The organism is Saccharopolyspora aridisoli (assembly GCF_004348445.1).
GTDB classification, from domain to species: Bacteria; Actinomycetota; Actinomycetes; order Mycobacteriales; family Pseudonocardiaceae; genus Saccharopolyspora; species Saccharopolyspora aridisoli.
The window spans coordinates 135,819-157,189 of record NZ_SMKV01000014.1 but is presented as its reverse complement, the minus strand read 5'-3'; the positions used below and the strand labels follow the sequence as shown (position 1 = coordinate 157,189).

Annotated in this window: 20 protein-coding genes; 14 read left to right on the top strand and 6 right to left on the bottom strand. The window is 69.5% G+C overall.

Going from position 1 to position 21,371, the window contains the following annotated elements; all coding sequences use genetic code 11:
* The first annotated feature begins 38 nt into the window (after positions 1-38).
* From E1161_RS13960 to E1161_RS13900, 13 genes are all read left to right on the top strand, one after another.
* A complete protein-coding gene (locus E1161_RS13960; protein ID WP_132623431.1) occupies positions 39-500 on the top strand; it encodes a DUF3180 domain-containing protein in 462 nt (153 codons plus the stop codon).
* A gap of 118 nt (positions 501-618) precedes the next feature.
* Positions 619-1,440: a DUF6779 domain-containing protein gene (locus E1161_RS13955; RefSeq protein WP_235875013.1), complete on the top strand. Its 822-nt coding sequence runs from the start codon at positions 619-621 to the stop codon at positions 1,438-1,440.
* A gap of 81 nt (positions 1,441-1,521) precedes the next feature.
* The gene (locus E1161_RS13950; RefSeq protein ID WP_132623397.1) at positions 1,522-2,754 is read left to right on the top strand and encodes a PrsW family intramembrane metalloprotease; all 1,233 of its coding nucleotides are present in this window, start codon (positions 1,522-1,524) and stop codon (positions 2,752-2,754) included.
* Between the two features lie 328 nt (positions 2,755-3,082).
* Positions 3,083-3,976 carry a Rossmann-like and DUF2520 domain-containing protein gene (locus tag E1161_RS13945; protein ID WP_132623395.1) on the top strand — a complete coding sequence of 298 codons (894 nt, stop codon included), beginning with the start codon at positions 3,083-3,085 and terminating at the stop codon, positions 3,974-3,976.
* A gap of 35 nt (positions 3,977-4,011) precedes the next feature.
* Entirely contained in the window at positions 4,012-4,884 is an 873-nt protein-coding gene (gene panC / locus E1161_RS13940) for a pantoate--beta-alanine ligase (protein ID WP_132623393.1), read from the top strand.
* 22 nt (positions 4,885-4,906) lie between these two features.
* Entirely contained in the window at positions 4,907-5,371 is a 465-nt protein-coding gene (gene panD / locus E1161_RS13935) for an aspartate 1-decarboxylase (RefSeq protein WP_132623391.1), read from the top strand.
* Positions 5,372-5,476: 105 nt separating this feature from the next.
* Complete coding sequence (locus E1161_RS13930) at positions 5,477-6,274, top strand: type III pantothenate kinase (protein ID WP_132623389.1); 798 nt, start codon at positions 5,477-5,479, stop codon at positions 6,272-6,274.
* Positions 6,275-6,415: 141 nt separating this feature from the next.
* On the top strand, positions 6,416-7,870 hold the full coding sequence (gene lysS / locus E1161_RS13925) for a lysine--tRNA ligase (protein ID WP_132623429.1): 1,455 nt from the start codon (positions 6,416-6,418) through the stop codon (positions 7,868-7,870).
* Positions 7,871-8,078: 208 nt separating this feature from the next.
* A complete protein-coding gene (locus tag E1161_RS13920; protein ID WP_132623387.1) occupies positions 8,079-8,432 on the top strand; it encodes a histone-like nucleoid-structuring protein Lsr2 in 354 nt (117 codons plus the stop codon).
* Positions 8,433-8,831: 399 nt separating this feature from the next.
* A complete protein-coding gene (locus E1161_RS13915; RefSeq protein ID WP_132623427.1) occupies positions 8,832-9,797 on the top strand; it encodes a FecCD family ABC transporter permease in 966 nt (321 codons plus the stop codon).
* A complete protein-coding gene (locus tag E1161_RS13910; protein ID WP_132623385.1) occupies positions 9,794-10,888 on the top strand; it encodes a FecCD family ABC transporter permease in 1,095 nt (364 codons plus the stop codon). The genes E1161_RS13915 and E1161_RS13910 overlap by 4 nt, the downstream gene beginning before the upstream one ends.
* Positions 10,885-11,748 (top strand): ABC transporter ATP-binding protein, encoded by an 864-nt coding sequence (locus tag E1161_RS13905; protein WP_132623383.1) that lies wholly within the window; start codon positions 10,885-10,887, stop codon positions 11,746-11,748. Before E1161_RS13910 ends, E1161_RS13905 begins: the two co-directional genes overlap by 4 nt.
* A gap of 248 nt (positions 11,749-11,996) precedes the next feature.
* On the top strand, positions 11,997-14,546 hold the full coding sequence (locus E1161_RS13900) for an ATP-dependent Clp protease ATP-binding subunit (protein ID WP_132623381.1): 2,550 nt from the start codon (positions 11,997-11,999) through the stop codon (positions 14,544-14,546).
* Between the two features lie 146 nt (positions 14,547-14,692).
* On the opposite strand, the gene E1161_RS13895 is transcribed toward E1161_RS13900, so the two are convergent.
* Positions 14,693-15,418 (bottom strand): DedA family protein, encoded by a 726-nt coding sequence (locus E1161_RS13895; protein ID WP_132623379.1) that lies wholly within the window; start codon positions 15,416-15,418, stop codon positions 14,693-14,695.
* 190 nt (positions 15,419-15,608) lie between these two features.
* Here E1161_RS13895 and E1161_RS13890 point away from each other — a divergent pair, with 190 nt between their 5' ends.
* Positions 15,609-16,610 carry an endonuclease/exonuclease/phosphatase family protein gene (locus E1161_RS13890; protein ID WP_132623377.1) on the top strand — a complete coding sequence of 334 codons (1,002 nt, stop codon included), beginning with the start codon at positions 15,609-15,611 and terminating at the stop codon, positions 16,608-16,610.
* Position 16,611: 1 nt separating this feature from the next.
* On the opposite strand, the gene E1161_RS13885 is transcribed toward E1161_RS13890, so the two are convergent.
* The 5 genes from E1161_RS13885 to E1161_RS13865 all read right to left on the bottom strand — a co-directional run bounded on the left by E1161_RS13885 (position 16,612) and on the right by E1161_RS13865 (position 21,299).
* Positions 16,612-16,920 (bottom strand): antibiotic biosynthesis monooxygenase family protein, encoded by a 309-nt coding sequence (locus E1161_RS13885; RefSeq protein WP_132623375.1) that lies wholly within the window; start codon positions 16,918-16,920, stop codon positions 16,612-16,614.
* 78 nt (positions 16,921-16,998) lie between these two features.
* Positions 16,999-18,939 carry a YhgE/Pip family protein gene (locus E1161_RS13880; RefSeq protein WP_132623373.1) on the bottom strand — a complete coding sequence of 647 codons (1,941 nt, stop codon included), beginning with the start codon at positions 18,937-18,939 and terminating at the stop codon, positions 16,999-17,001.
* Positions 18,936-19,616, bottom strand: coding sequence for an ATP-binding cassette domain-containing protein (locus E1161_RS13875; protein ID WP_132623371.1), 681 nt, complete (start codon positions 19,614-19,616; stop codon positions 18,936-18,938). Before E1161_RS13875 ends, E1161_RS13880 begins: the two co-directional genes overlap by 4 nt.
* Before the next feature lie 268 nt (positions 19,617-19,884).
* Positions 19,885-20,397, bottom strand: coding sequence for a 2'-5' RNA ligase family protein (locus E1161_RS13870; RefSeq protein WP_132623369.1), 513 nt, complete (start codon positions 20,395-20,397; stop codon positions 19,885-19,887).
* Positions 20,397-21,299 carry an HhH-GPD family protein gene (locus tag E1161_RS13865; protein WP_132623367.1) on the bottom strand — a complete coding sequence of 301 codons (903 nt, stop codon included), beginning with the start codon at positions 21,297-21,299 and terminating at the stop codon, positions 20,397-20,399. Before E1161_RS13865 ends, E1161_RS13870 begins: the two co-directional genes overlap by 1 nt.
* Between the last annotated feature and the right edge of the window lie 72 nt (positions 21,300-21,371).

Here is a 21,371-nt window from a genome sequence, read left to right as displayed (position 1 = left end):
GGGATGCTGGTGGGGTGTCGCCGCGAAGTACTGAGCAGATGACCTTCACCAAGCCCGGGCAGTTGGTGGCTGCGGGGTTGGTGGCGGCCGTAGTGGTGTACCTGCTTTCCCGGCTGATGTACGGGGAGCTGCCGCCGTTGCCGTTGCTGGCGGGGGCGACGTTGTCGCTGATCGCCGTGGTCGACGTGGTGCTGGCGGCGGTGTTGCGGCCTCGCGTGCAGCGCAAGCCCGGGGTGGAGCCCGTCGAGGCGTTGACGGCGGCGCGGGCCGTGGCGTTGGCGAAGGCGTCATCGCTGGCCGGGGCGATCATGGCAGGCGTCTGGATCGGACTCCTGGCCCACCTGCTGCCGATGATGAGCTCGGTGGAGGCCGCGCGGTCGGACACCTTCGCCGCAGTCGTCGGGATGATCAGCGCCGCAGCCCTGATCGGTGCGGGACTGTGGCTGGAGCACTGCCTGCGCAATCCCGATGAGCCGGATGATCCTCACGAGGACGAGTGAATCCGGCCACCCCATGGGCTGTTCGGAGCAGTGTCCGTACCGCTGTTGCGAGCAATGTGCGAACTGTTCGGCGCACCTTCAGGTCTCGAACTGATAACCGCCTTGTACGGTGGGCGCCATGTCCGAGCGCGGCACTACCGAAACCGACCCCGGCAACGGGCGATCCACCCTCCTGTGGGGCGGTGCGCTCGTGCTCGCGGCGGCCGCCACGTCGCTGCTGGTCCTCAGCAACGACGCCCGGATGCTCCGCCTCGGCCTGATCGCCGCGCTGTGGGCCGCGCTGCTGGGCGCGTTCGCGGTGGCGCGGTTGCGGCACCGGGTCCTGGAGGGCGAGCAGGCCGCCGCCGATCGGCAGCGGATCTACGAGCTGGAGCTGGAGCGCGAGATCGCCGCGCGGCGCGAGTACGAGCTGGAAGCCGAGGCGGAGGCCCGGCGTCAGGCCACTGAGGACTCCAACGGTCAGATCCGCGCGTTGCAGGCCGAGCTGGCGAAGTTGCGCACGACGCTGGAGCAGGTGATCGGCGGTGACGTGCTCTTCGAGCGGGTCGCGTTGCGCGCGGAGTCCACTCGGGTGCGTTCGCTGGGCGAGCGCCCGCAGGGCGAGGCTCAGCTCGTGCAGCACCGCCCGCAGCGGCCGAAGACGATCCAGCAGCCGGTCCAGCAGCAGCCCGCCCCAGCTCCGGCCGCGGCCAAGACGGAGGTGATGGCCCGGCTGTCCGGCGAGGTCCCGCTCGACCAGCCGAAGCAGCAGGCGCCGAAACCGCAGATGGCCCAGTCGTTCCCGAGCCGACCGGGACCCCAGCGCCCGGATCGCACGGCCTACGAGAAGCCGAGTCCCGACCCGGCGGGCGCGCACACGGCGGGCACTTCGGTCAACGACCTCCTCGCCGCCTACGGCGGCAGCGCCGACGCCCCGCCCCGCCGCCGTCGCCGTTCGTGAGTTCCGCGACGGACAACGGTCAGGAGAACAAAAGCAGAACCATCCGGTCAGTCGCGGATCGGGTTCTCTAGGGTCTGGGGCGTGTCGAGTCATGATCACGCGGAGCCGGTCGCTGACGTCTCCCGCGCGCGCCGGTTGCAGAGCCGCAAGCACCACGCCGTCGGTTGGCCGATCGCCGGCTTGATCCTGCTCGGGATGATCGGACTGGTCATGATCGGGATCACGACGTCGAAAGTCGGTGCGCTGCCCGCCGTGTTCGGCGCGGTGGCCGCGCTGCTGCCGGTCGGTGTCGTGGTTGCCGCGACGGTCTGGATCGACCGCTGGGAACCCGAGCCGCCGATGCTGATGGTCGGCGCGTTCCTGTGGGGCGCGGGCGGTGCGACGGCCTGCTCGCTGCTGCTCAACAACACCTCGCAGTCGGTGGCGAACCTGTTGCTGGGCCAGGCCGATCACAAGTTCTTCCTGACCGCGGTGATCGGGCCGCTGGTGGAGGAGGCTGCCAAGGCCGTGTTCGTGGTGGGCCTGTGGATGCGCCGCCGCGCAGAGTTCAACGGCCTGGTCGACGGCATCGTCTACGCGTCGCTGACCGCCGCCGGTTTCGCCTTCACCGAGAACATCCTGTACTTCGGCAAGGCATTCGCCGACGGCGGTGTGACCGGTGGAGCGGTCGTGGCCCTGTTCGTGCTGCGCGGTGTGCTGGCGCCGTTCTCGCACCCGCTGTTCACCGCGATGTTCGGCATCGCCGTCGGTTTCGCTTGGGGCGCTCGCACCCGGCTCAAGCAGCTGAGCTGGCTGATCGCCGGCTACCTGGTGGCGGTGCTGCTGCACGCGGTGTGGAACTCGGCGACGTTCCTCGGCGGGGCCGGTTTCATCAACGTCTACTTCTTGATCATGGTGCCGGTCTTCCTCGGCACGTTCGCGCTGATCGTGTGGCAGCGAAGGCGGGAGCAGCGCATCGTCATCGCGCAGCTGCCGAAGCTGGAGCGGGCCGGGCTGGTCGCGCACAGCGAGATCGACCTGCTGGCGAGCCTGACCGGAAGGCAGGGCTGGCTGCGCAAGGTCAAGCGGCACGCGGGCCCCCAGGCCGCGAAGTCGGTGCACGACTACCAGATCGCGGTCACCGAGCTGGCGTTCCTGCAGCACCGCTCGGAGGCGGGCCGCACCACCAGCGCCGCCCGCCGCGCTCGCCGGGAGAAGCTGATCGCCGACCTCAAGCATTCCCGACGCTCGGCGGCAGGGCGCCAGGAGGCCATCCAGACCGCCAGGATCAACATCGACGAGCTCACCCGCCGAGTCCCGAAGCCGCGCGGGTGAGCACCAGCAAGCGGCGAAGCCGCATCCGCAGTTCCCACCTGAGCACTCGGCACCGCCACGGGTTCTGAGCGCTCTCGTGGCGAGGACGCCGTGACGCCGTGACGCCGTGCAGTTGGCGTACCTCGGGAGCGGCGCCCGGAGTACGCGGAAGCGCTCAGGTCCGCTGCTGGCGCGCTTCGCGAGGTGATCGAACCGGGTATTGAAAGGGTGGTTCTCGCCACCTTTCGCGGTCGCGGAGTAGCCCCGGCACCGGGTGTTGGCGCTACTCTCGCGGCGCTGTCTGGTACCCGGTAGCGGGACTGGAACGGTATGGGAGGAACACGTGGCGATGTCTGCTGAACCCACGGGCCCACGGCTGCGCGTAGGGGTGATCTCCGCTGGTCGGGTCGGCGCCGTGCTGGGCGCCGCGCTGCAGCGGGTCGGGCACGAGGTCGTCGCGGTCTCCGCGGTCTCGGACGCGTCGCTGCGTCGCGCGGAAGAGCTGCTGCCCGGTGTGCCGGTCGAGCCGCCGGACGCGGTCGCGGGCACGGCCGAGCTGCTGGTCCTGGCGATCCCGGACGACGCGATCCCGGGCATGGTGCAGGGCCTGGTGACCGCCGACGCGCTGCACGGATCGCAGCTGGTCATGCACACCTCGGGCTCGCAGGGCGTGACCGCGCTGGAGCCGGCCGCCGCCATCGGCGCGTTGCCGATGGCCATGCACCCCGCGATGACCTTCACCGGACGTCCCGAGGACGTCGACCGGCTCTCCGACGCATGCATGGTCATCACCGCCGACGAGCTCACCGGCTGGAGCGTCGCGGAGAGCATCGCGATCGAGCTGGGCATGGAGCCGGTGCGCCTGCCCGAAGAGGCCCGTCCGCTCTACCACGCGGCCCTCACGCACGGTGCGAACCACCTGATCACGCTGGTCAACGAGTGCCAGCAGCTGCTGCGCGACGGCGGGGTGGAGGTCCCGGGCCGGGTGATGGCGCCGCTGCTGTCGGCCTCGCTGGACAACGCGCTGCGTCTCGGTGACCGGGCTTACACGGGTCCGGTGGTGCGCGGTGATTCGGGAACCGTTCGCGGGCACCTGCGCGCGTTGTCCGACGCCGACCCGGACGTCGTTCCCGGCTACCGGGAACTGGCTCGCCGCACGGCGGTCCGGGCCGAGCGGAGCGGCCTGCTGCGGCGTGACGTCGCCGCGCGGGTCCACGAGGCCCTCGACGAAGAACAGGCTTGATCCGCGATCTTCGCGGCGGAGACATGGAGTCGACGATGACCAACAACCCCGGCTACCAGCGCGGTGAGCTGACCGTGCACGCCGACCCGGCGGAGCTCGCGCGCGTCACCCGCGCCCTGCGGGCGACCGGACGCAAGGTGCACCTGGTGCCCACGATGGGCGCGCTGCACCGCGGTCACCTGGAGCTGATCAAGCGGGCGAAGCAGGACATCAACGCCGTCGTGGTGGTGTCGATCTTCGTGAACCCGCTCCAGTTCGGCCCGAACGAGGACTTCGACCGCTACCCGCGCACCTTCGACGCCGACGTCGAGGCGTGCCGCGAGGCCGGCGTGGGCCTGGTCTTCGCACCGACCGTGGACGCGATGTACGGCGGCGGACGTGAGCTGTCGGTGCACGCCGGGCCGCTGGGCGATGAGCTGGAGGGCGCGACCCGCAAGGGGCACTTCGACGGGATGCTGACCGTGGTGCTCAAGCTGCTCAACATCGTGCGCCCGGACCTGGCGTTCTTCGGCGAGAAGGACTACCAGCAGCTGGTCCTGATCCGGAAGATGGCGCGGCAGTTCGACCTGGATCCCGAGATCCAGGGCATCCCCACCGTCCGCGAGTCCGACGGCCTGGCCCTGTCCAGCCGCAACGTCTACCTCGACGAGGACCAGCGGCGTGCCGCTCTGGCCATCTCGGCGTCGCTGACCGCGGGCGCGCACGCGGCCGTCGGCGGCCCGGAGGCGGTGCTCAAGGCCGCGCAAGAGGTGCTGGACACCGAGCCCCTGGTGCGGCCGGACTACCTGGAGCTGCGGGATCCCGAGCTGGGTCCGGCCCCGGCCTCGGGTGAGGCACGACTGCTGGTGGCCGCGAAGGTCGGCGCCACCAGGCTGATCGACAACGCGATGGTCCTGCTCGGTGAGTGAACCGGCCCCTAGGAGGTCAGCGATGTTCCGCACGATGTTGAAGTCCAAGATCCACCGGGCGACCGTCACCCGAGCCGACCTGCACTACGTCGGCTCGGTGACCGTCGACGAGGACCTGATGGAGGCCGCCGACCTGCTCGAAGGGGAGCAGGTCGCGATCGTCGACGTCACCAACGGTGCCCGGCTGGAGACCTACGTGATCACCGGCGAGCGGGGTTCCGGGGTGATCGGGATCAACGGCGCCGCCGCGCACCTGGTCGAGCCCGGTGACATCGTCATCCTCATCGCCTACGGCGTGATGGACGAGCTCGAAGCCCGGAACTTCAAACCCAAGGTGATCTTCGTCGACGCCGACAACAAGCCGGTTGATCTGGGGGTCGATCCCGGTCGTGCGCCGGAGGGCTCTGGCCTCCTCTCCTCCCAGGCCGACGCTGAGACCGACGACGCCGCCAAGCTGGACGCCCTGCTCCAGCAGCCGGAGAACTGATCGAGGACGCCGCGTCCCCGTGCTCGGCGGTGCCCGAAGCGGAACCCGGGACGTCCTCCGGCTCCGGGAGTTGTGCATGTCTTCTGTGTGAAGGGATCCTTTTCCGTGCTGCTGGCCGTTGACGTCGGGAACACCAACATCGTCCTCGGGCTCTACGACGACGTCGATGACCCGCCGGATCTCGCCGCGACGCTGGTCCGGGACTGGCGGATGCGCACCGAGCCCCGGATGACGGCGGACGAGATGGCGCTGACCATGCGGGGCCTGATCGGGGGCTACGCCGAGCGGATCACCGGCATCGCCGCGCTCTCCACGGTCCCGGCGCTGCTGCGCGAGCTGCGGGTGATGCTGGAGCGCTACTGGACCGACGTGCCGCGCGTGGTGGTCGAGCCGGGCGTGCGCACTGGCGTGCCGCTGCTGGTGGACAACCCGAAGGAGGTCGGTGCGGACCGGGTGATCAACACCTTGGCCGCGCACCACTTGCACGCCACCAACTGCGTGGTCGTGGACTTCGGCACCTCGACGAACATCGACGTCATCTCGGCCAAGGGTGAGTTCCTCGGCGGCGCCTTCGCCCCAGGTGTGGAGATCTCGCTCGACGCGTTGGCCTCCCGGGCAGCGCAGCTGCGCAAGGTCGAGTTGGTCCGGCCGCGCTCGGTCATCGGGAAGAACACCGTTGAATGCCTCCAGTCCGGGATCCTCTTCGGATTCGCGGGTCAAGTCGACGGGCTCGTCCGCCGAATCGTGGACGAACTCGAAGCCACCCACGGCGGCCCCACCACGGTGCTGGCCACCGGAGGCCTCGCCCCGCTGGTGTTCTCCGAATCCACCACGATCACCCACCACGTCCCGGACCTCACCCTCCTGGGCCTGCGCCTCGTCTACGACCGGAACTTCCGCTGATCACCAGGAGCACCCACCGCACCGCAAAGCAGGCCGCCGGAAGCGGAAAGCACACCACTACGTACCCTGTTTCGCGTGACTGACCAGGACACTTCCAATCCTCCGGCAAGCGCTGACGGCGTCGAAGACCTGCCGGAACAGATGCGGATCCGGCGGGAGAAGCGGGAGCGCCTGCTCGACGCCGGAGTCGATCCGTACCCGGTGACGCTGCCCATCACGCACGGGCTGGCCGAGATCCGCTCCGCCCACGAGGGCCTGGAGCCGGACACCGCGACCGGCGAGCAGGTCGGCGTGGCAGGCCGCGTGATGTTCTTGCGCAACACCGGCAAGCTCTGCTTCGCCACGCTGCGCGCCGGCGACGGGACCGAACTGCAGGCGATGCTGAGCCTCAAGCAGGTCGGTGAGGAGTCGCTGACGTCCTGGAAGGGCGAAGTGGACCTCGGCGACCACGTCTTCGTGCATGGCGAGGTCATCACCTCCCGCCGAGGTGAGCTTTCGGTGATGGCCGATGAATGGCGGATGGCGGCGAAGTCGCTGCGCCCGCTCCCGGTCATGCACAAGGAGCTCGGCGAGGAAATGCGAGTCCGCCAGCGCTACGTCGACCTGATCGTGCGCAAGCAGGCCGCTGAAACGGTGCGCACCCGGGCCGCCGTGCAGCGCTCGCTGCGCGATTCGTTCGAACAGCGCGGATACATCGAGGTGGAAACCCCGATGCTGCAGACGTTGCAGGGCGGTGCCGCCGCGCGTCCGTTCACCACGCATTCCAACGCCTTCGACATCGACTTGTTCCTGCGCATCGCGCCGGAGTTGTACCTGAAGCGCTGCGTTGTCGGTGGGATCGAGAGGGTTTTCGAGATCAACCGGAACTTCAGGAACGAAGGCAGTGATTCTTCCCACTCGCCCGAGTTCGCAATGCTGGAGTTCTACCAGGCGTACGCCGATTACAACGACATGGCCGATCTGACCAGGTCGCTCATCCAGGAAGCGGCTGAACGGGTCTCCGGTTCCCAGGTCGTCACGTGGTTCGACGGAACCGAGTACGACCTCTCCGGCGAGTGGGCGACGCTGACGATGTACGAGTCGTTGTCGGAAGCGCTGGAATCCGAGGTGACACCGGAAACTCCGGTTGAAGCGCTGCGCAAGCACGCGGACGCGCTCGGTGTGCAGGTTGATCCGAAGATGGGTCACGGCAAGCTGGTTGAAGAGCTGTGGGAGCACACCGTCGGTGACCATTTGACGGCTCCCACCTTCGTCCGCGACTTCCCGGTGGAAACCTCACCGTTGACCCGTCAGCACCGCGAGAAGGCGGGTGTTGCGGAAAAGTGGGATCTCTACGTTCGTGGGTTCGAGCTGGCGACCGGTTACTCGGAACTCGTTGATCCGGTTGTGGAACGGCAGCGGCTGGAGGAGCAGGCCGAGCTCGCGGCGGCCGGAGATGACGAGGCCATGCCGGTCGACGAGGACTTCTTGCGCGCTCTGGAGTACGGAATGCCTCCCAGCGGTGGCGTGGGAATGGGTATCGACAGGTTGTTGATGGCGTTGACCGGTCTCGGTATCCGGGAGACGATCCTGTTCCCGTTGGTCCGCCCGGAATGACCCGATCAGGGTGGCTCAACAGAATTTTGTGGACCGGATGAGTGCATTATCGGAGTCCCTGCGCTAACCTGACCCCAGAATGTGTCGGCGACGGCTTTTGGCGTACTTGCCCAAGTGCGGCTGGCGTTCTGGCGAGGGGGTTTCCGCTCCCGGCAGATGGTTGCTGTCCCGCTAAAGCACAATTTTTTGCTCGGGGAGGACTTCGAAGATGGCGCAGAAGGTCACTGTCACCCTTGTCGACGATCTGGATGGTGGGCAGGCCGACGAAACCGTTGAGTTCGGATTGGACGGCGTGTCGTACCAGATCGACCTTTCCGCCGACAATGCCGGCGATCTGCGGGAGGCGCTGGCCAACTACGTCTCCAACGCGCGGCGCGCCGGTGGTCGGAAGAAGCCGGGTCCGCGCCCGGGTGCGGCCGCGCGTTCCACTGGTGGTTCCACCAGTGCGGACCGCGAGCAGAACCAGGCCATTCGCGAATGGGCGCGCAAGCGCGGCCTGAAGGTCTCGGACCGCGGTCGTATCCCGGCCGACATCGTGGAGCAGTACCACCAGGCGAACTGAAAGTCGCGTTCAAGAGGCGTTTGCCGGGTCGTCGGGGCCCGGTGAACGCCTTTTGTTGCGTTCGGATAACTCAATCGCGCGGTTCTCCGCGTTTGATCGAGCTTCCGGGAACCCACTGGCACAACGGCCCGGTGGCACGTGCGCAACAGCTCATCAACTCATCGTCCGAGGAGTCGAACAACTCCCTCCGCTCGCGGTTGTGATGGCGAACATCCGAACCCGCTCTGTCGGTGCGGCTTAGGTTGTCCTAACCTAGGCGACGTCCGGGTGAACACCGAAGGGGAGTGGGACGTGGCTCGAACGGAGGCTCTCACCGAGCCGCCCACGTCGGAAACCGCGTCCGCCACACCTGGTGAGCGCCTGAAGCGCAGACGCTCCCGCCGCCTCACCGGCATCGGGATGCTGCTGCTGGTGCTGCTGGCCAGCGTCGTGCTGAGCATCGCGGTCGGCGCCAAGACGATCCCGCTCGCCGAGGTCTGGAGCGGTCTGGCCGCGCCCGGCGGCACCGAGAACGACTTGATCATCCAGGAGCTGCGGGTTCCGCGCACCATCGCCGGCGTGCTGACCGGTGCCGCGCTCGGTCTGGCCGGTGCGCTGATGCAGGGCCACACGCGCAACCCGCTCGCCGACCCCGGCATCCTCGGCATCACCCAGGGCGCGGGGCTCGGCGTCGTGCTCGCCGTCTACACCTTCGGCATCACCACGCTGTTCGGCTTCATCTGGTTCGGCTTCGCCGGCTCGCTGGTCGGCGCGCTGGCGGTGTTCGCGATCGGCTCGATGGGCCGCGGCGGCGCGACTCCGGTGACGCTGGCACTGGCGGGCATGGCGATCAGCTCGCTGCTGCACGCGATCACCTCGGCCCTGGTGCTCACCGACCAGCAGACGATGGACACCTACCGGTTCTGGAAGGTCGGCTCGATCGCCATCACCGATCCCTCGGTGCTGCCGCAGGTCGCGCCCTTCCTGGTGGTCGGGCTCGTGCTGGGACTGGCCAACGCGACCAGCCTCAACGCGCTGTCGCTGGGCGAGGACGTGGCCAGCTCGCTGGGCCACCGGGTGGTCTGGGCGCGCCGCGCCGGGATCGCCGCGGTGAGCGTCCTGGTCGGAGGGGCGGTCGCGATCTGCGGGCCGATCGGTTTCGTCGGCCTGGTCGTGCCGCACGTCGCCCGCTACTTCACCGGCGCCGACTACCGCTGGCTGCTGCCCTTCGCCGCGCTGCTCGGCTCCTCGCTGGTGCTGCTGACCGACGTGCTCGGCCGCATCGTCGCCCGTCCGGCCGAGGTGCAGGTGGGCGTGATGCTGGCGGTGGTCGGCGCCCCGTTCTTCATCGCTCTCGTGCGACGCCGGAAGTTGGTGCGGCTATGACGGCGACCGTTCAGGACCGGCCGGTCGAGGAGGTCACCGGGCGGCGGCCGCTGCGCGTCGGCCCGTTCTCAGGCGTGTTCCGGCTCCGGCCGCTGCTGGCGTTGGTCGGCGGGCTCGTGGTGCTGCTGGCGGTGTTCGTCCTCGACGTCGGGATCGGCGAGTACCAGATCAGCCCGGCCGAGGTGCTCAGCACGCTGTTCGGCGGTGGTGACCGCGCGCAGTCGATCATCATCTGGGAGCTGCGGATGCCGCGCGGCCTGACCGCGCTGCTCGTGGGTGCCGCGCTGGGCCTGGCGGGCGCGATCATGCAGGCGCTGGCCCGCAACCCGCTGGCCAGCCCGGACATGCTCGGCATCACCTGGGGCGCCGGGTGCGCGGCCGTCGGGGTGATCGTGTTCGCGGGGACGGCGGGCAGCCTGTCCGGTGCGCTGTCCGACTACGGGCTGCCGGTGGTGGCGCTGGTCGGCGGACTGGTCACCGGCGTCGCGGTGTACCTGCTGGCCTATCGGCGAGGAGTGGATTCCTACCGGTTGGTGCTCGTCGGCGTGGGGGTCAGCGCGCTGGCGAGCAACGCCGTCTACTGGCTGCTGACCGTCGGCGACGTCAACGACGCCGGTCGCGCCATGGTGTGGCTGACCGGCAGCCTCAACGCTCGCGGCTGGGAGCACGTGGTGCCGTCCGGCATCGCGCTGGCCGTGCTGGTCCCGCTGGCCCTCGTCGGCGCCCACGTGCTGGGCGCGCTGCAGTTCGACGACGACACGGTGCGCGGCCTCGGCGTTCGGATGGACCTGGCGCGCGGCTTCCTGCTGTTCGCCTCGGTGGTGCTGGCCTCCATCGCGACCGCGGCGGCCGGTCCGATCCAGTTCGTCGCGCTCGCCACCCCGCAGATCGCGCTGCGGGTTTCGCGCACCTCCCGCCCACCGCTGCTGACCTCGGGCGTGCTCGGCGCGGCGTTGGTGGTCGGTTCGGACGTGATCGCCCGGACCGCGTTCGGCACCCTGGAACTGCCGGTCGGCATCGTGACCGCGATCCTGGGCGCCCCGTACCTGATCTACCTGCTCATCCGTCGGTACCGGGAGGTCCGAGCATGACCGCGTCCGCCTCTACCCGCCTCGAGCAGGACCAGGCCCAGGTCGTCACCGACCGCCTCCGGGCTCGAGACCTGAAGTTGGCCTACGGCGAGCGCGTCGTCGTCGACGGCCTCGACTTCGAGGTCGCGAGCGGCACGATCACGGCGGTGATCGGCCCCAACGGCTGCGGCAAGTCGACGCTGCTGCGCGCCCTCGGCCGCCTGCTGCAGCCGCAGCGCGGCGAAGTGCTGCTGGACGGCAAGAAGATCCACAAGATGTCGACCAAGGAGGTCGCCCGGGTCCTCGGCGTGCTGCCGCAGTCGCCTGCGGCGCCGGAGGGCCTGACGGTGGCCGACCTGGTCGCGCGCGGTCGTCACCCGCACCAGTCCTGGTACCGGCAGTGGTCCAGCGACGACGAGTCGGCGGTGGCCGAGGCGCTGGCCATGACCGGCATCGGCGACCTCGCCGAACGCACCCTCGACGAGCTCTCCGGCGGTCAGCGGCAGCGCGCCTGGCTGTCCATGGCGCTGGCGCAGGGCACCGACCTGCTGCTGCTCGACGAGCCCACCACCTACCTCGACCTCTCGCACCAGGTGGACGTGCTGGAGCTGGTCGGCAGGCTGCACGACGAGAGCGGCCGGACCGTGGTGATGGTGCTGCACGACCTCAACCTCGCCGCCCGCTACGCCGACCGGCTGGTCGCGATGAAGGACGGCGTGGTCGTCGCGTCGGGCGAACCCGGCGAGGTGCTCACCGAGGCGCTCCTGGCCGACGTCTTCGACCTCCGGGCCCGTGTGATTCCGGATCCCGTGGCGGGTACCCCCATGGTGGTCCCGATCGGCGGAAGGCGGATTGGAGAAGGGTTCGGCGCTCAGGCGTGAACACGGTGCGTCACGATTCGACGCGCGCTGTTCGCGCTCAGCGGAACGGTGCTGAGATCAGGAATCCTGCAGGCCAACGCGCCGTTGGGCACAGTGCCGGGCAAGAATGTGGCGTAGCGGGCACGGACCGCGACCGGGGTTGGCTACTAGAGTGGTCCCCAAGAGTGCTGAACCCGTCGTGGATCGCGGCGTAGCGCTAAAGCCGTGTCCCGGAACTAGACCGCCGGCGCAGCAGTCAGGGAGTGCGAATGTTCGAGAGGTTCACCGACCGCGCGAGGCGGGTGGTTGTCCTGGCCCAAGAAGAGGCCCGGATGCTCAACCACAACTACATCGGCACCGAGCACATTCTCCTGGGCTTGATCCACGAGGGTGAGGGTGTCGCCGCCAAGGCGCTGGAGTCGCTGGGTATCGCGCTTGAGGGCGTGCGCCAGCAGGTCGAGGAGATCATCGGCCAGGGGCAGCAGGCCCCCAGCGGACACATCCCGTTCACCCCACGGGCCAAGAAGGTGCTGGAGCTGTCGCTGCGGGAGGCGCTGCAGCTCGGCCACAACTACATCGGCACCGAGCACATCCTGCTTGGGCTGATCCGCGAGGGCGAGGGCGTCGCCGCCCAGGTGCTCGTCAAGCTCGGTGCGGACCTCAACCGGGTGCGCCAGCAGGTGCTGCAGCTGCTGTCCGGTTACCAGGGCAAGGAGCCGGCGGAGGCCGGTGGCCGCGGCGAAGGCACGCCGTCGTCGTCGCTGGTGCTGGACCAGTTCGGCCGCAACCTGACGCAGGCAGCGCGCGAGGGCAAGCTCGACCCGGTCATCGGCCGGGACAAGGAGATCGAGCGGATCATGCAGGTCCTCTCGCGCCGCACCAAGAACAACCCGGTGCTCATCGGTGAAGCCGGTGTCGGCAAGACCGCGGTCGTGGAGGGCCTCGCGTCGCAGGTCGTCAAGGGCGAGGTGCCCGAGACCCTCAAGGACAAGCAGCTCTACACCCTGGACCTGGGTTCGCTGGTCGCCGGTTCCCGCTACCGCGGTGACTTCGAGGAGCGCCTGAAGAAGGTGCTCAAGGAGATCAAGACCCGCGGCGACATCATCCTGTTCATCGACGAGATCCACACGCTCGTCGGTGCCGGTGCCGCCGAGGGCGCGATCGACGCCGCGAGCATCCTCAAGCCGATGCTGGCCCGTGGTGAGCTGCAGACCATCGGTGCCACCACGCTGGAGGAGTACCGCAAGTACGTCGAGAAGGACCCGGCTCTGGAGCGCCGCTTCCAGCCGATCCAGGTCGGCGAGCCGTCGCTGGAGCACACCGTGGAGATCCTCAAGGGTCTGCGGGACCGCTACGAGGCGCACCACCGCGTGTCGATCACCGATGGCGCCCTGGTGTCGGCGGCGAACCTGGCCGACCGCTACATCAACGACCGGTACCTGCCGGACAAGGCGATCGACCTGATCGACGAGGCCGGCGCACGGATGCGCATCCGACGCATGACCGCTCCGCCGGACCTGCGCGAGTTCGACGAGAAGATCGCCGAGGTCCGCCGCGAGAAGGAGTCCGCGATCGACGCGCAGGACTTCGAGCGGGCGGCCCGCCTGCGGGACGAGGAGAAGCAGCTCCTCGGCCAGAAGGAGGAGCGCGAGAAGCAGTGGAAGGCCGGTGACCTGGACGTCGTCGCGGAGGTCGACGACGAGCAGATCGCCGAGGTGCTGGCCAACTGGACCGGCATCCCCGTCTTCAAGCTCACCGAGGAGGAGACCACCCGTCTGCTCCGCATGGAGGACGAGCTGCACAAGCGGATCATCGGCCAGAACGATGCGGTCAAGGCCGTGTCCCAGGCGATCCGCCGCACTCGCGCCGGCCTGAAGGACCCGAAGCGCCCGTCCGGTTCGTTCATCTTCGCCGGCCCGTCCGGTGTCGGTAAGACCGAGCTGTCCAAGGCGCTCGCGGAGTTCCTCTTCGGCGACGACGACGCGCTCGTGCAGATCGACATGGGTGAGTTCCACGACCGCTACACCGCCTCGCGGCTGTTCGGCGCCCCGCCCGGGTACGTCGGCTACGAGGAGGGCGGCCAGCTCACCGAGAAGGTCCGCCGCAAGCCGTTCTCCGTGGTCTTGTTCGACGAGATCGAGAAGGCCCACCAGGAGATCTACAACACGCTGCTGCAGGTGTTGGAGGACGGCCGTCTCACCGACGGCCAGGGCCGCACGGTGGACTTCAAGAACACGGTGCTGATCTTCACCTCCAACCTCGGCACGCAGGACATCTCCAAGGCCGTCGGCCTGGGCTTCTCCAGTGGTCAGGGCGCTGAGTCCAACTACGAGCGGATGAAGTCCAAGGTCAACGAGGAGATGAAGAAGCACTTCCGACCGGAGTTCCTCAACCGGATCGACGACGTGATCGTCTTCCACCAGCTCACGGAGTCCGAGATCGTCCAGATGGTCGACCTGCTCTCCAACCGCGTGGAGAAGGCGCTCAAGGGCAAGGACATGGCCCTGGAGCTCACCGACACGGCGAAGAAGCTGCTGGCCAAGCGCGGGTTCGACCCGGTGCTGGGTGCGCGGCCGCTGCGCCGGACGATCCAGCGGGAGATCGAGGACAAGCTGTCCGAGAAGATCCTGTTCGGCGAGATCGAGCCGGGTCAGATCGTCATCGTCGACGTCGAGGGCTGGGAAGGCGAAGGGCCGGACGACAAGGCCCAGTTCACCTTCCGCGGTGAGCCCAAGCCGTCCGCGGTGCCGGACGCCCCGCCGGTCGGCGTCTCCGCCCACGGCGAGGACAAGCAGGACAACGGCAACACCGAGTCCTGATCAGGACGCGGCACGGCCCCCGCACCCACTCGGTGCGGGGGCCGTTCGCCGTCTCGGGCAAAGTTCCAGCGGTGTTCGGCGGCGGTGCTGACCGGGCCAGCAGACACCGGTCATGGACGGTTCGGACCGGAACCGCCGCGCGCAGATCAGCGGATCCGGCGGATCTCCTCGGTGGGGTGGTCGGTCTGGACGCGAGCGAACTGGACCGTGGGGGCCTCCGCGATCGCCTGGTCCCGGCGGTTGTTGCGGATCCGGAGGGCCACGAACACCACGACGGTCAGCACCGAGGTGATCACCACGGCCCGGGACAGCAGTCCCGCGTACTGCTCGACGAGGTACCAGTGCTGGCCGAGCAGGTAGCCGGCGAGCACGAAGATCGTGTTCCAGACCAGGCTGCCCAACGTCGTGAACAGCGCGAACGTGCTCAGCCGCATCTGCTCGACCCCGGCGGGCAGCGAGATGAAGCTGCGGAACAGCGGGATCATCCGGCCGAAGAACACGGCCTTCACGCCGTGCTTGGCGAACCACGCCTCGGTCTTGTCGACGTCGGAGAGCTTCACCAGCGGCAGCTTCGCCGCGATCGCGCGCGTCCGCTCCCGGCCCAGCTTCGCTCCGAGCCAGTGGAGCGCGAGAGCACCGACCAACGAGCCCAGCGTGGTCCACAGGATCGCCCCGATCAGCGACATGTCGCCGCGGCTCGCGGTGAACCCGGCCAGCGGCAGGATCAGCTCGGACGGGATCGGCGGGAACAGGTTCTCGAGCGCGATGATCATTCCAGCGCCGGGACCCCCGAGGGTTTCCATCACCCCGATCACCCAGGCCGTGAAGCCGGTGGGCTGGGCGGACGTGGCGGCTGTCGTCGTCAGATCCATGCGGGGCGAGCTCCGGGGGTCGTTTGTCCGTTCACCCCATGATTCCAGCGGATGTCGGCGTTTCTCCCCGAGCCCGTGTGACCTGTGGCACTCATCGGCGTGTCCGGTGATCTTTGGCAGGCTGGGGAGCAACCATCCTGGGGCGTCGGACGTCCGGATGGCCGGGGCCGGGGAGCAGACGGAGGCAGGGATGACGCGCACGGCGCGCGAGGTGGTCGACGAGCCGGTGGACGATGAGGTCGCCCGCAAACCCGGCGGTGGCTGCGCGACGGCGCTGCTGTCGCTGCTCACGCTGGCCTTCCTGGGGTGGGCGGCGCTGCCGATCGTCGAGCTCGACGTCGAGCGCTACACCGTGGCGCTGACCGCGCTGACCCCGTACGCGGTGGTCGCCGGATCGGTGCTGGTGCTGCTCGGTTCGCTGTTGCGGCGCTGGCTGAGCGTGCTCTTCGCACTGCTGGCGACGGCCGCGCTGATCTACACCGTCGTCCCGCGCGTGCTGCCGGACCAGGTGGCCGCCGAGGGCGAGCCGCTGCGCGTGCTGTCGGTGAACACCTACTTCGGCGGCGCCGACGCCGCCAAGATCGTCGAGGAGGTCCGGGGCAGGCGCGTGGACGTGCTCAGCCTCCAGGAGCTGACCCCGGAGGTGGTCGCCGAGCTGGATCGGGCGGGCCTGTTCGCGGAGCTGCCGAACCGGGTCCTGCAGCCGGGCCCGAAGGCCGACGGCACCGGGATCGTCTCCCGCTACCCGCTGCGCGAGCTCGCGCTGGTGCCGAGGACGACACTGGCGCAACCGTCAGCGCTGGTGGACGTGCCGGTGGGCCGGGACGTGGAGTTCGTCGCGGTGCACCCGCTCTACCCGATGGGGGCCGACACCGCGAAGATCTGGGCGCACGACCTGGTCGCGCTGCCCGAGCCCTCGCTGACCGGGCAGCCGCGGGTGATGGCGGGCGATTTCAACGCGACCCTCGACCACACGCGGCTCAAGGACCTCATCGGCCGGGGTTATCTCGACGCCGCCGCCACGGTGGGCGCGGGTCTGACGCCGACGTGGCCTGCGGGCTGGACCGCGCCACCGGTGACCATCGACCACGTGCTGTCCTCGGGCGGCGTTCGCGCGGAGGACTACGAGGTCATCGACATCCCAGGCAGCGACCACAGGGCCGTGTTCACGACCCTGCGCGTCGCCGGCTGATTCACTTCTCCGGGTGCGAGCCCAGCACGACCTCGAACTCGAGAAGGCTGGAGCCGGAGGCGACGGGGTTCTTCCGCTCGCCCGCGTGGGCTTCCTTGGCCGGGCCGTTGGCCCAGTTCTGGAAGTCCTCCTCGGTCTCCCACTTCGTGTAGACGAAGTACCGGTTGTCGCCCTTGACCGGGCGCAGCAGCTCGAATCCCAGGAAGCCAGGTGCGTCGTCGACCGAGCCGTGGCGGGAGGCGAAGCGCTTCTCCAGCTCCGGGCCGGAACCTTCGGGGACCTCGATCGCATTGATCTTCACAACAGCCATGGCTCAACCCTACGAGCGTTTCGCGCAGAGCACCGTGTCTCGTCGATCTCACTCCCGGTCGACCGCCCAGAGAACGGCTCACAGCTCGAACTGCGGGTGCAGGCGCCCCAGCGTCCACGTGCGCTGCCGGTGCAGCACGAGCGTCGTCAGCAGCACCACCACCAGCAGCACGCCTCCCAGCACGGCCACGTCCCGGTGCAGGTGCATCGCCAGACCGCCGGAGATCGTCACCCGCAACCCGTCGACCAGGTAGGTCATCGGCAGGAACGGGTGGATCGCCTGGAACGGGGCCGGTGTCGTCTCCATCGGGTACAGGCCGCCGCACGCGGTGACCTGCACGATCAGCAGCACCAGCGACAGCAGGTAGCCGATCGCGCCGAGCGCGGTGCGCAGCAGGTGGTCGATGGCCACGAACGTCACGGCCGCCAGCGACAGGATCCCGAGCGTCCAGGGCACGTGCACCGGATCGAGCCCGAGCCCGAAGTTGACCACCGCGAACAGCACCAGGCCGCCGATCACGCCCAGCACCGCAGCGGGCAGCAATCCGGCGACGGCGATCGAGAACGGGTTGATCCTGTCCGCCAGCGCCCGCAGGTTCACCGGCTTGAGCAGCAGGTACGCGAGCAGCCCGAACACCCACAGCGCGATCGCGAAGAAGAGCGGAGCCAGACCGCGCCCGTAGACGTGGGCGGGGTTGACGTTGGCGGTGTGGATCTCGGTCGGCGAACCCAGGACGTCGGCGGCGCGCGCGACCTGGGTCGGGTTGGTCGGCGGAATCCGCCCCAGCGTGTCGTTGATCATCATCTGCAGCTCCTTCGACCCGCCGTTGAGCTGACCCGCGCCCGTCTGGAGCACGTTGCTGCCCGCCACCAGCGAGTTCAAACCGCCGGTGATGCCCTGCGAGCCCGCCGCCACCTGCGTCGTCCCGGAGTGCAGGGTGTCCACCGGCGCGGTGATCGACCGGACGCGCTCTTGCAGCGGCCCCATGCTGGCCTGCAGCGCCTGCGCCCGGCGGCTGGCCTCCTCCGCGGTCCGCAGCGACTCCCGCGCCCGAGCGTCGGCCGCCGACGCGCCACCGGCGAGTCGGCGGGAGGTGTCCAGGGCCTGCTGGTAGGCCGGATCGCCGCGCAGCTCGGGGTGCGCAGAACCGAGCCTCTGCACGGCGGAGAGCCCGTCGGCGGCCTGCTGCTCCAGCATCCCCGTCGCGGTCGAGATCGACGTCAGCCCGCTGACCGCGACACCGCTGGCGTTGACGAGCGCGTTGACCGCACCGGGAAGCTCATCGGCGGTGAAGCCGGCGACGCTGTTGAGCTGCCTGTCCAGCTGCCCCGTCGCCTCCGAGATGTCCCGCACGCCGTTGGAGACCAGGCTCGTGCCGTCCCGCACCCCACCGAGCCCGCGGGTGAGCGCGGCCGCGCCCTGCTTGCTCAACTCGGTGCCGTCGACGAGCTTCTTCGACGCCTCCGAGGCGGCGTGCAGCTCCTCCCGCATCTGGCCGAGCTCACCGTAGAGGGCGCGGGCGTAGCTGGCGTGCGCGGCGGCGTTGATCTGGTTCTGCAGCTCGGTCTTGACGGTGTCGGCCATGATCCCAGCGATGTAGCCGTTGGCGTCGTTCTTCGTCAGCCTCACCGCCGCCCGCTTCGGGTTGCCGTCAGCGGCTGCCGCCAGCTTGGCGCTGAAATCGGACGGGACCTCGATGACGAAGTAGTAGCGTCCCTCGGCGAGCCCGCGCCGAGCCTCGGTGCCCCGGACGAACCGCCAGTCGAAGACGTCGTCGACCTTGAGCTGCTTGATGAACTGCACGCCGGCGTCGAGGTGCTCCCCCTCGCGGTCCACCGCCCGGTCGTTGTTGACCACCGCGACCGGAACCCGGTTGAGCTTGCCGTAGGGGTTCCAGTTCGACCACAGGTACAGCGCCCCGTACAGCAGCGGAACCAGGACCAGGACCAGCGGCACCAGCCGGAGCAGCCGGCCGCGAAAGCGCCGCAACTCCAGCCAGGCGAGCCGAACGGCCCTCACCTGCCGGCCTTTTCCGCCAGCTCGATCTCCGCGGTCGGCTCGTAGAACCGGCCCACGGGCAGGCGGACCACGTTGACGTCCCCGGGAGGGCGGTCGGTGGAGCTGGCGATCACCGTCATCCCGATCCGGGTGACCTCGCGCAGCGCCGCCCACACCCGCGCCCGGCCGGACTGGGTGAGTCCTGCGTCGACGTCGTCCACCACGATCCCGGCGGGCGCGGGGGCGGCGGCGAGAGCGACCGCGAGCAGCAGCTGCTCCTCCGCGGGCAGCTCGCCGATCAGCATCGACCGGTCCACGTCCAACCCGACGAGTTCCAAGCCCAGTTCGAGGGAAGCTTTGTTGGTGCCGCTGATCAGCCTGCGCTCGGTGATCGCCTCCCGGACCCGGTGCCGCTGCTCCAGCTCGCAGCCCGGTCGCAGCCGGGCCGGCCGGATCAGCTTGCGCACCTTGCGGGCCTTGCGCGGCAACGGGAACCCGTCGACCTCCAGCTCACCGGTGATGATCCGCAGCCGCCCGCACAGCACCAGCAGCAGCGACGTGCGCCCGGAGCCGCTCGGCCCGGTCACCACGGTCAGCGAACCGGGCTCGACGCGAAGATCCAGGTTGGCGAACACGACGCCTTCCGGTCCCTTCGCGGCGATCCCGTGCGCGAGGATTCCCGCGCCGAGGACGTACATGAACTCTCCTCCTGCAGTAGTGGAGGTCCTGCACGTCCAAAGTGGCCGTTCAGCCCAAGGTCGGCAACTTCAGCGGAGAGATCGTGGTCGGCTTGCTCAGCGGTGCGGGTGGGGGGTACCGCGGACGCCCTCTGGCTCCGGGATCGCGACTGGAGTGCGTCGATGCGCGGCGCTGCGGCTGTCCTCACCGGACAACGTCTGAGGCCCCCGGCGGTGCGAGTTGCTCAGGTGGGGCAAGGAGGAGGTGACTTCGTCGCTCACCCGACGGCTACCTGGTCGTCAGGAGGGTTTCCGCGTCTCCGGTGCGGGTGTCGACGACGCTGATCTCGCGAACCGCTGCTCGCACGGGTTCGGGTGGGAGCAGCGCGGAGAAGGCGGCGGCCAGCTGGTCGGTGTCGAGGCCCTTGGCGAGCGCGCAACAGGGGACCCAGGCACCTGGGAAGTAGTAGGCCGACGGGTCTTTCACCTTTCCCGCCAGCACGTCGTGCACGGCGGAGTGCACCGCCAGCAGCTCGGTGTCGACGACCGCGCCCAACAGCAGCATCCGCTCGTCACCGGGCAGCGTGCCCAGGGTGTTCAGCCACAGATCCGGTATCGACAGCAGCTCCAGCTCGCAGCGCAACGCCGTGCGCGCTGGGGGAGGGATGCTGCCCGCAACGGCGAGCGTCACCCTCGGACGGTCGCCCGCGCCGGGGATTCCGGCTTCGCCGAGCCGTTTCCGCAGGCCGCGAATGCGCGCCTGGGTCTCGTCGGCGAAGTGGAACACCAGCGCGTCGGCCATCAGCGCTCTCCGGGGAGCGAGAAGCGGCCGTCGTCGGTCTGCTCGACGAGCCCGTCCACCAGCAGGGAGTCCAGGCATCGATCGCGCTGACCGGCCTCGTTCCACGCCGCGTCGAGCTGATCGCGGGTGACCGGGCCGGTCGAACCGCGCAGCACGTCCAGCAGCCTGCCGCGCACCTGGCGGTCGGTTCCCGCGAACTTCTGAACCTTCTTCGGCGGGCCCGCGTAGGCCGGTCGGCCGTTGTGCTGCCAGGCGCAGTCGGCGGCGATCGGGCACCGCTCGCAGCTCGGCGAGCGGACCGTGCACACGACCTGCCCGAGCTCCATGAACGCCGCCGACAGCGTCGCCGCAGGCGCGTCCTCGGCGGGCAGCAGGGCGTCCACGTCGGCGAGGTCGCGGTTGGTCGACGGCGGTCCCGCGTCACCGGCGCCGTGCACCGCGCGGGCCACGACCCGGCGGACGTTGGTGTCGACGACCGGAGCGCGCCTGCCGTAGGCGAAGGCCGCCACGGCGCGGGCCGTGTAGGCGCCGATGCCGGGCAGCGCGAGCAGGGTTTCCACGTCGGAGGGCACCACGTCGCCGTGCTCGGCGGCGATCGTCGCGGCGGCCTCGTGCAGGCGCAGCGCGCGACGCGGGTAGCCGAGCTTGCCCCACGCGCGCAGCACCTCGCCCTGCGACTCGGCGGCCAGGTCGGAGGGACGCGGCCAACGGCGCATCCACTCCTCCCAGATCGGCTGCACGCGGTTGACCGGTGTCTGCTGCAGCATCGTCTCGCTGACCAGCACACCCCAGCCCGTCACGCCCGGGGCGCGCCAGGGCAGCGGGCGGGCGGTGGCGGTGAACCAGTCGGCCAGGGCGTCGAGGTCGAGCCGGGTGTCGGCTCCGGTGGCGGGAGTGTTCATGGCGTCTTCAGATACTGCCAGGCGATCGGTGATCGCCCGAAAGACGCCCTTTGGTCACTCGCCAGCAGCGGA

Excerpts from the sequence above, each read along its gene's own strand:
- E1161_RS13960 (WP_132623431.1), top strand. The coding sequence starts at position 39 with ATGACCTTCACCAAGCCCGGGCAGTTGGTGGCTGCGGGGTTGGTGGCG.
- E1161_RS13955 (WP_235875013.1), top strand. The coding sequence starts at position 619 with ATGTCCGAGCGCGGCACTACCGAAACCGACCCCGGCAACGGGCGATCC.
- E1161_RS13945 (WP_132623395.1), top strand. The coding sequence starts at position 3,083 with ATGTCTGCTGAACCCACGGGCCCACGGCTGCGCGTAGGGGTGATCTCC.
- panC (WP_132623393.1), top strand. The coding sequence starts at position 4,012 with ATGACCAACAACCCCGGCTACCAGCGCGGTGAGCTGACCGTGCACGCC.
- panD (WP_132623391.1), top strand. The coding sequence starts at position 4,907 with ATGTTCCGCACGATGTTGAAGTCCAAGATCCACCGGGCGACCGTCACC.
- lysS (WP_132623429.1), top strand. The coding sequence starts at position 6,416 with ATGCGGATCCGGCGGGAGAAGCGGGAGCGCCTGCTCGACGCCGGAGTC.
- E1161_RS13920 (WP_132623387.1), top strand. The coding sequence starts at position 8,079 with ATGGCGCAGAAGGTCACTGTCACCCTTGTCGACGATCTGGATGGTGGG.
- E1161_RS13915 (WP_132623427.1), top strand. The coding sequence starts at position 8,832 with ATGCTGCTGCTGGTGCTGCTGGCCAGCGTCGTGCTGAGCATCGCGGTC.
- E1161_RS13910 (WP_132623385.1), top strand. The coding sequence starts at position 9,794 with ATGACGGCGACCGTTCAGGACCGGCCGGTCGAGGAGGTCACCGGGCGG.
- E1161_RS13905 (WP_132623383.1), top strand. The coding sequence starts at position 10,885 with ATGACCGCGTCCGCCTCTACCCGCCTCGAGCAGGACCAGGCCCAGGTC.
- E1161_RS13900 (WP_132623381.1), top strand. The coding sequence starts at position 11,997 with ATGTTCGAGAGGTTCACCGACCGCGCGAGGCGGGTGGTTGTCCTGGCC.
- E1161_RS13895 (WP_132623379.1), bottom strand. The coding sequence starts at position 15,418 with ATGGATCTGACGACGACAGCCGCCACGTCCGCCCAGCCCACCGGCTTC.
- E1161_RS13890 (WP_132623377.1), top strand. The coding sequence starts at position 15,609 with ATGACGCGCACGGCGCGCGAGGTGGTCGACGAGCCGGTGGACGATGAG.
- E1161_RS13885 (WP_132623375.1), bottom strand. The coding sequence starts at position 16,920 with ATGGCTGTTGTGAAGATCAATGCGATCGAGGTCCCCGAAGGTTCCGGC.
- E1161_RS13875 (WP_132623371.1), bottom strand. The coding sequence starts at position 19,616 with ATGTACGTCCTCGGCGCGGGAATCCTCGCGCACGGGATCGCCGCGAAG.
- E1161_RS13870 (WP_132623369.1), bottom strand. The coding sequence starts at position 20,397 with ATGGCCGACGCGCTGGTGTTCCACTTCGCCGACGAGACCCAGGCGCGC.
- E1161_RS13865 (WP_132623367.1), bottom strand. The coding sequence starts at position 21,299 with ATGAACACTCCCGCCACCGGAGCCGACACCCGGCTCGACCTCGACGCC.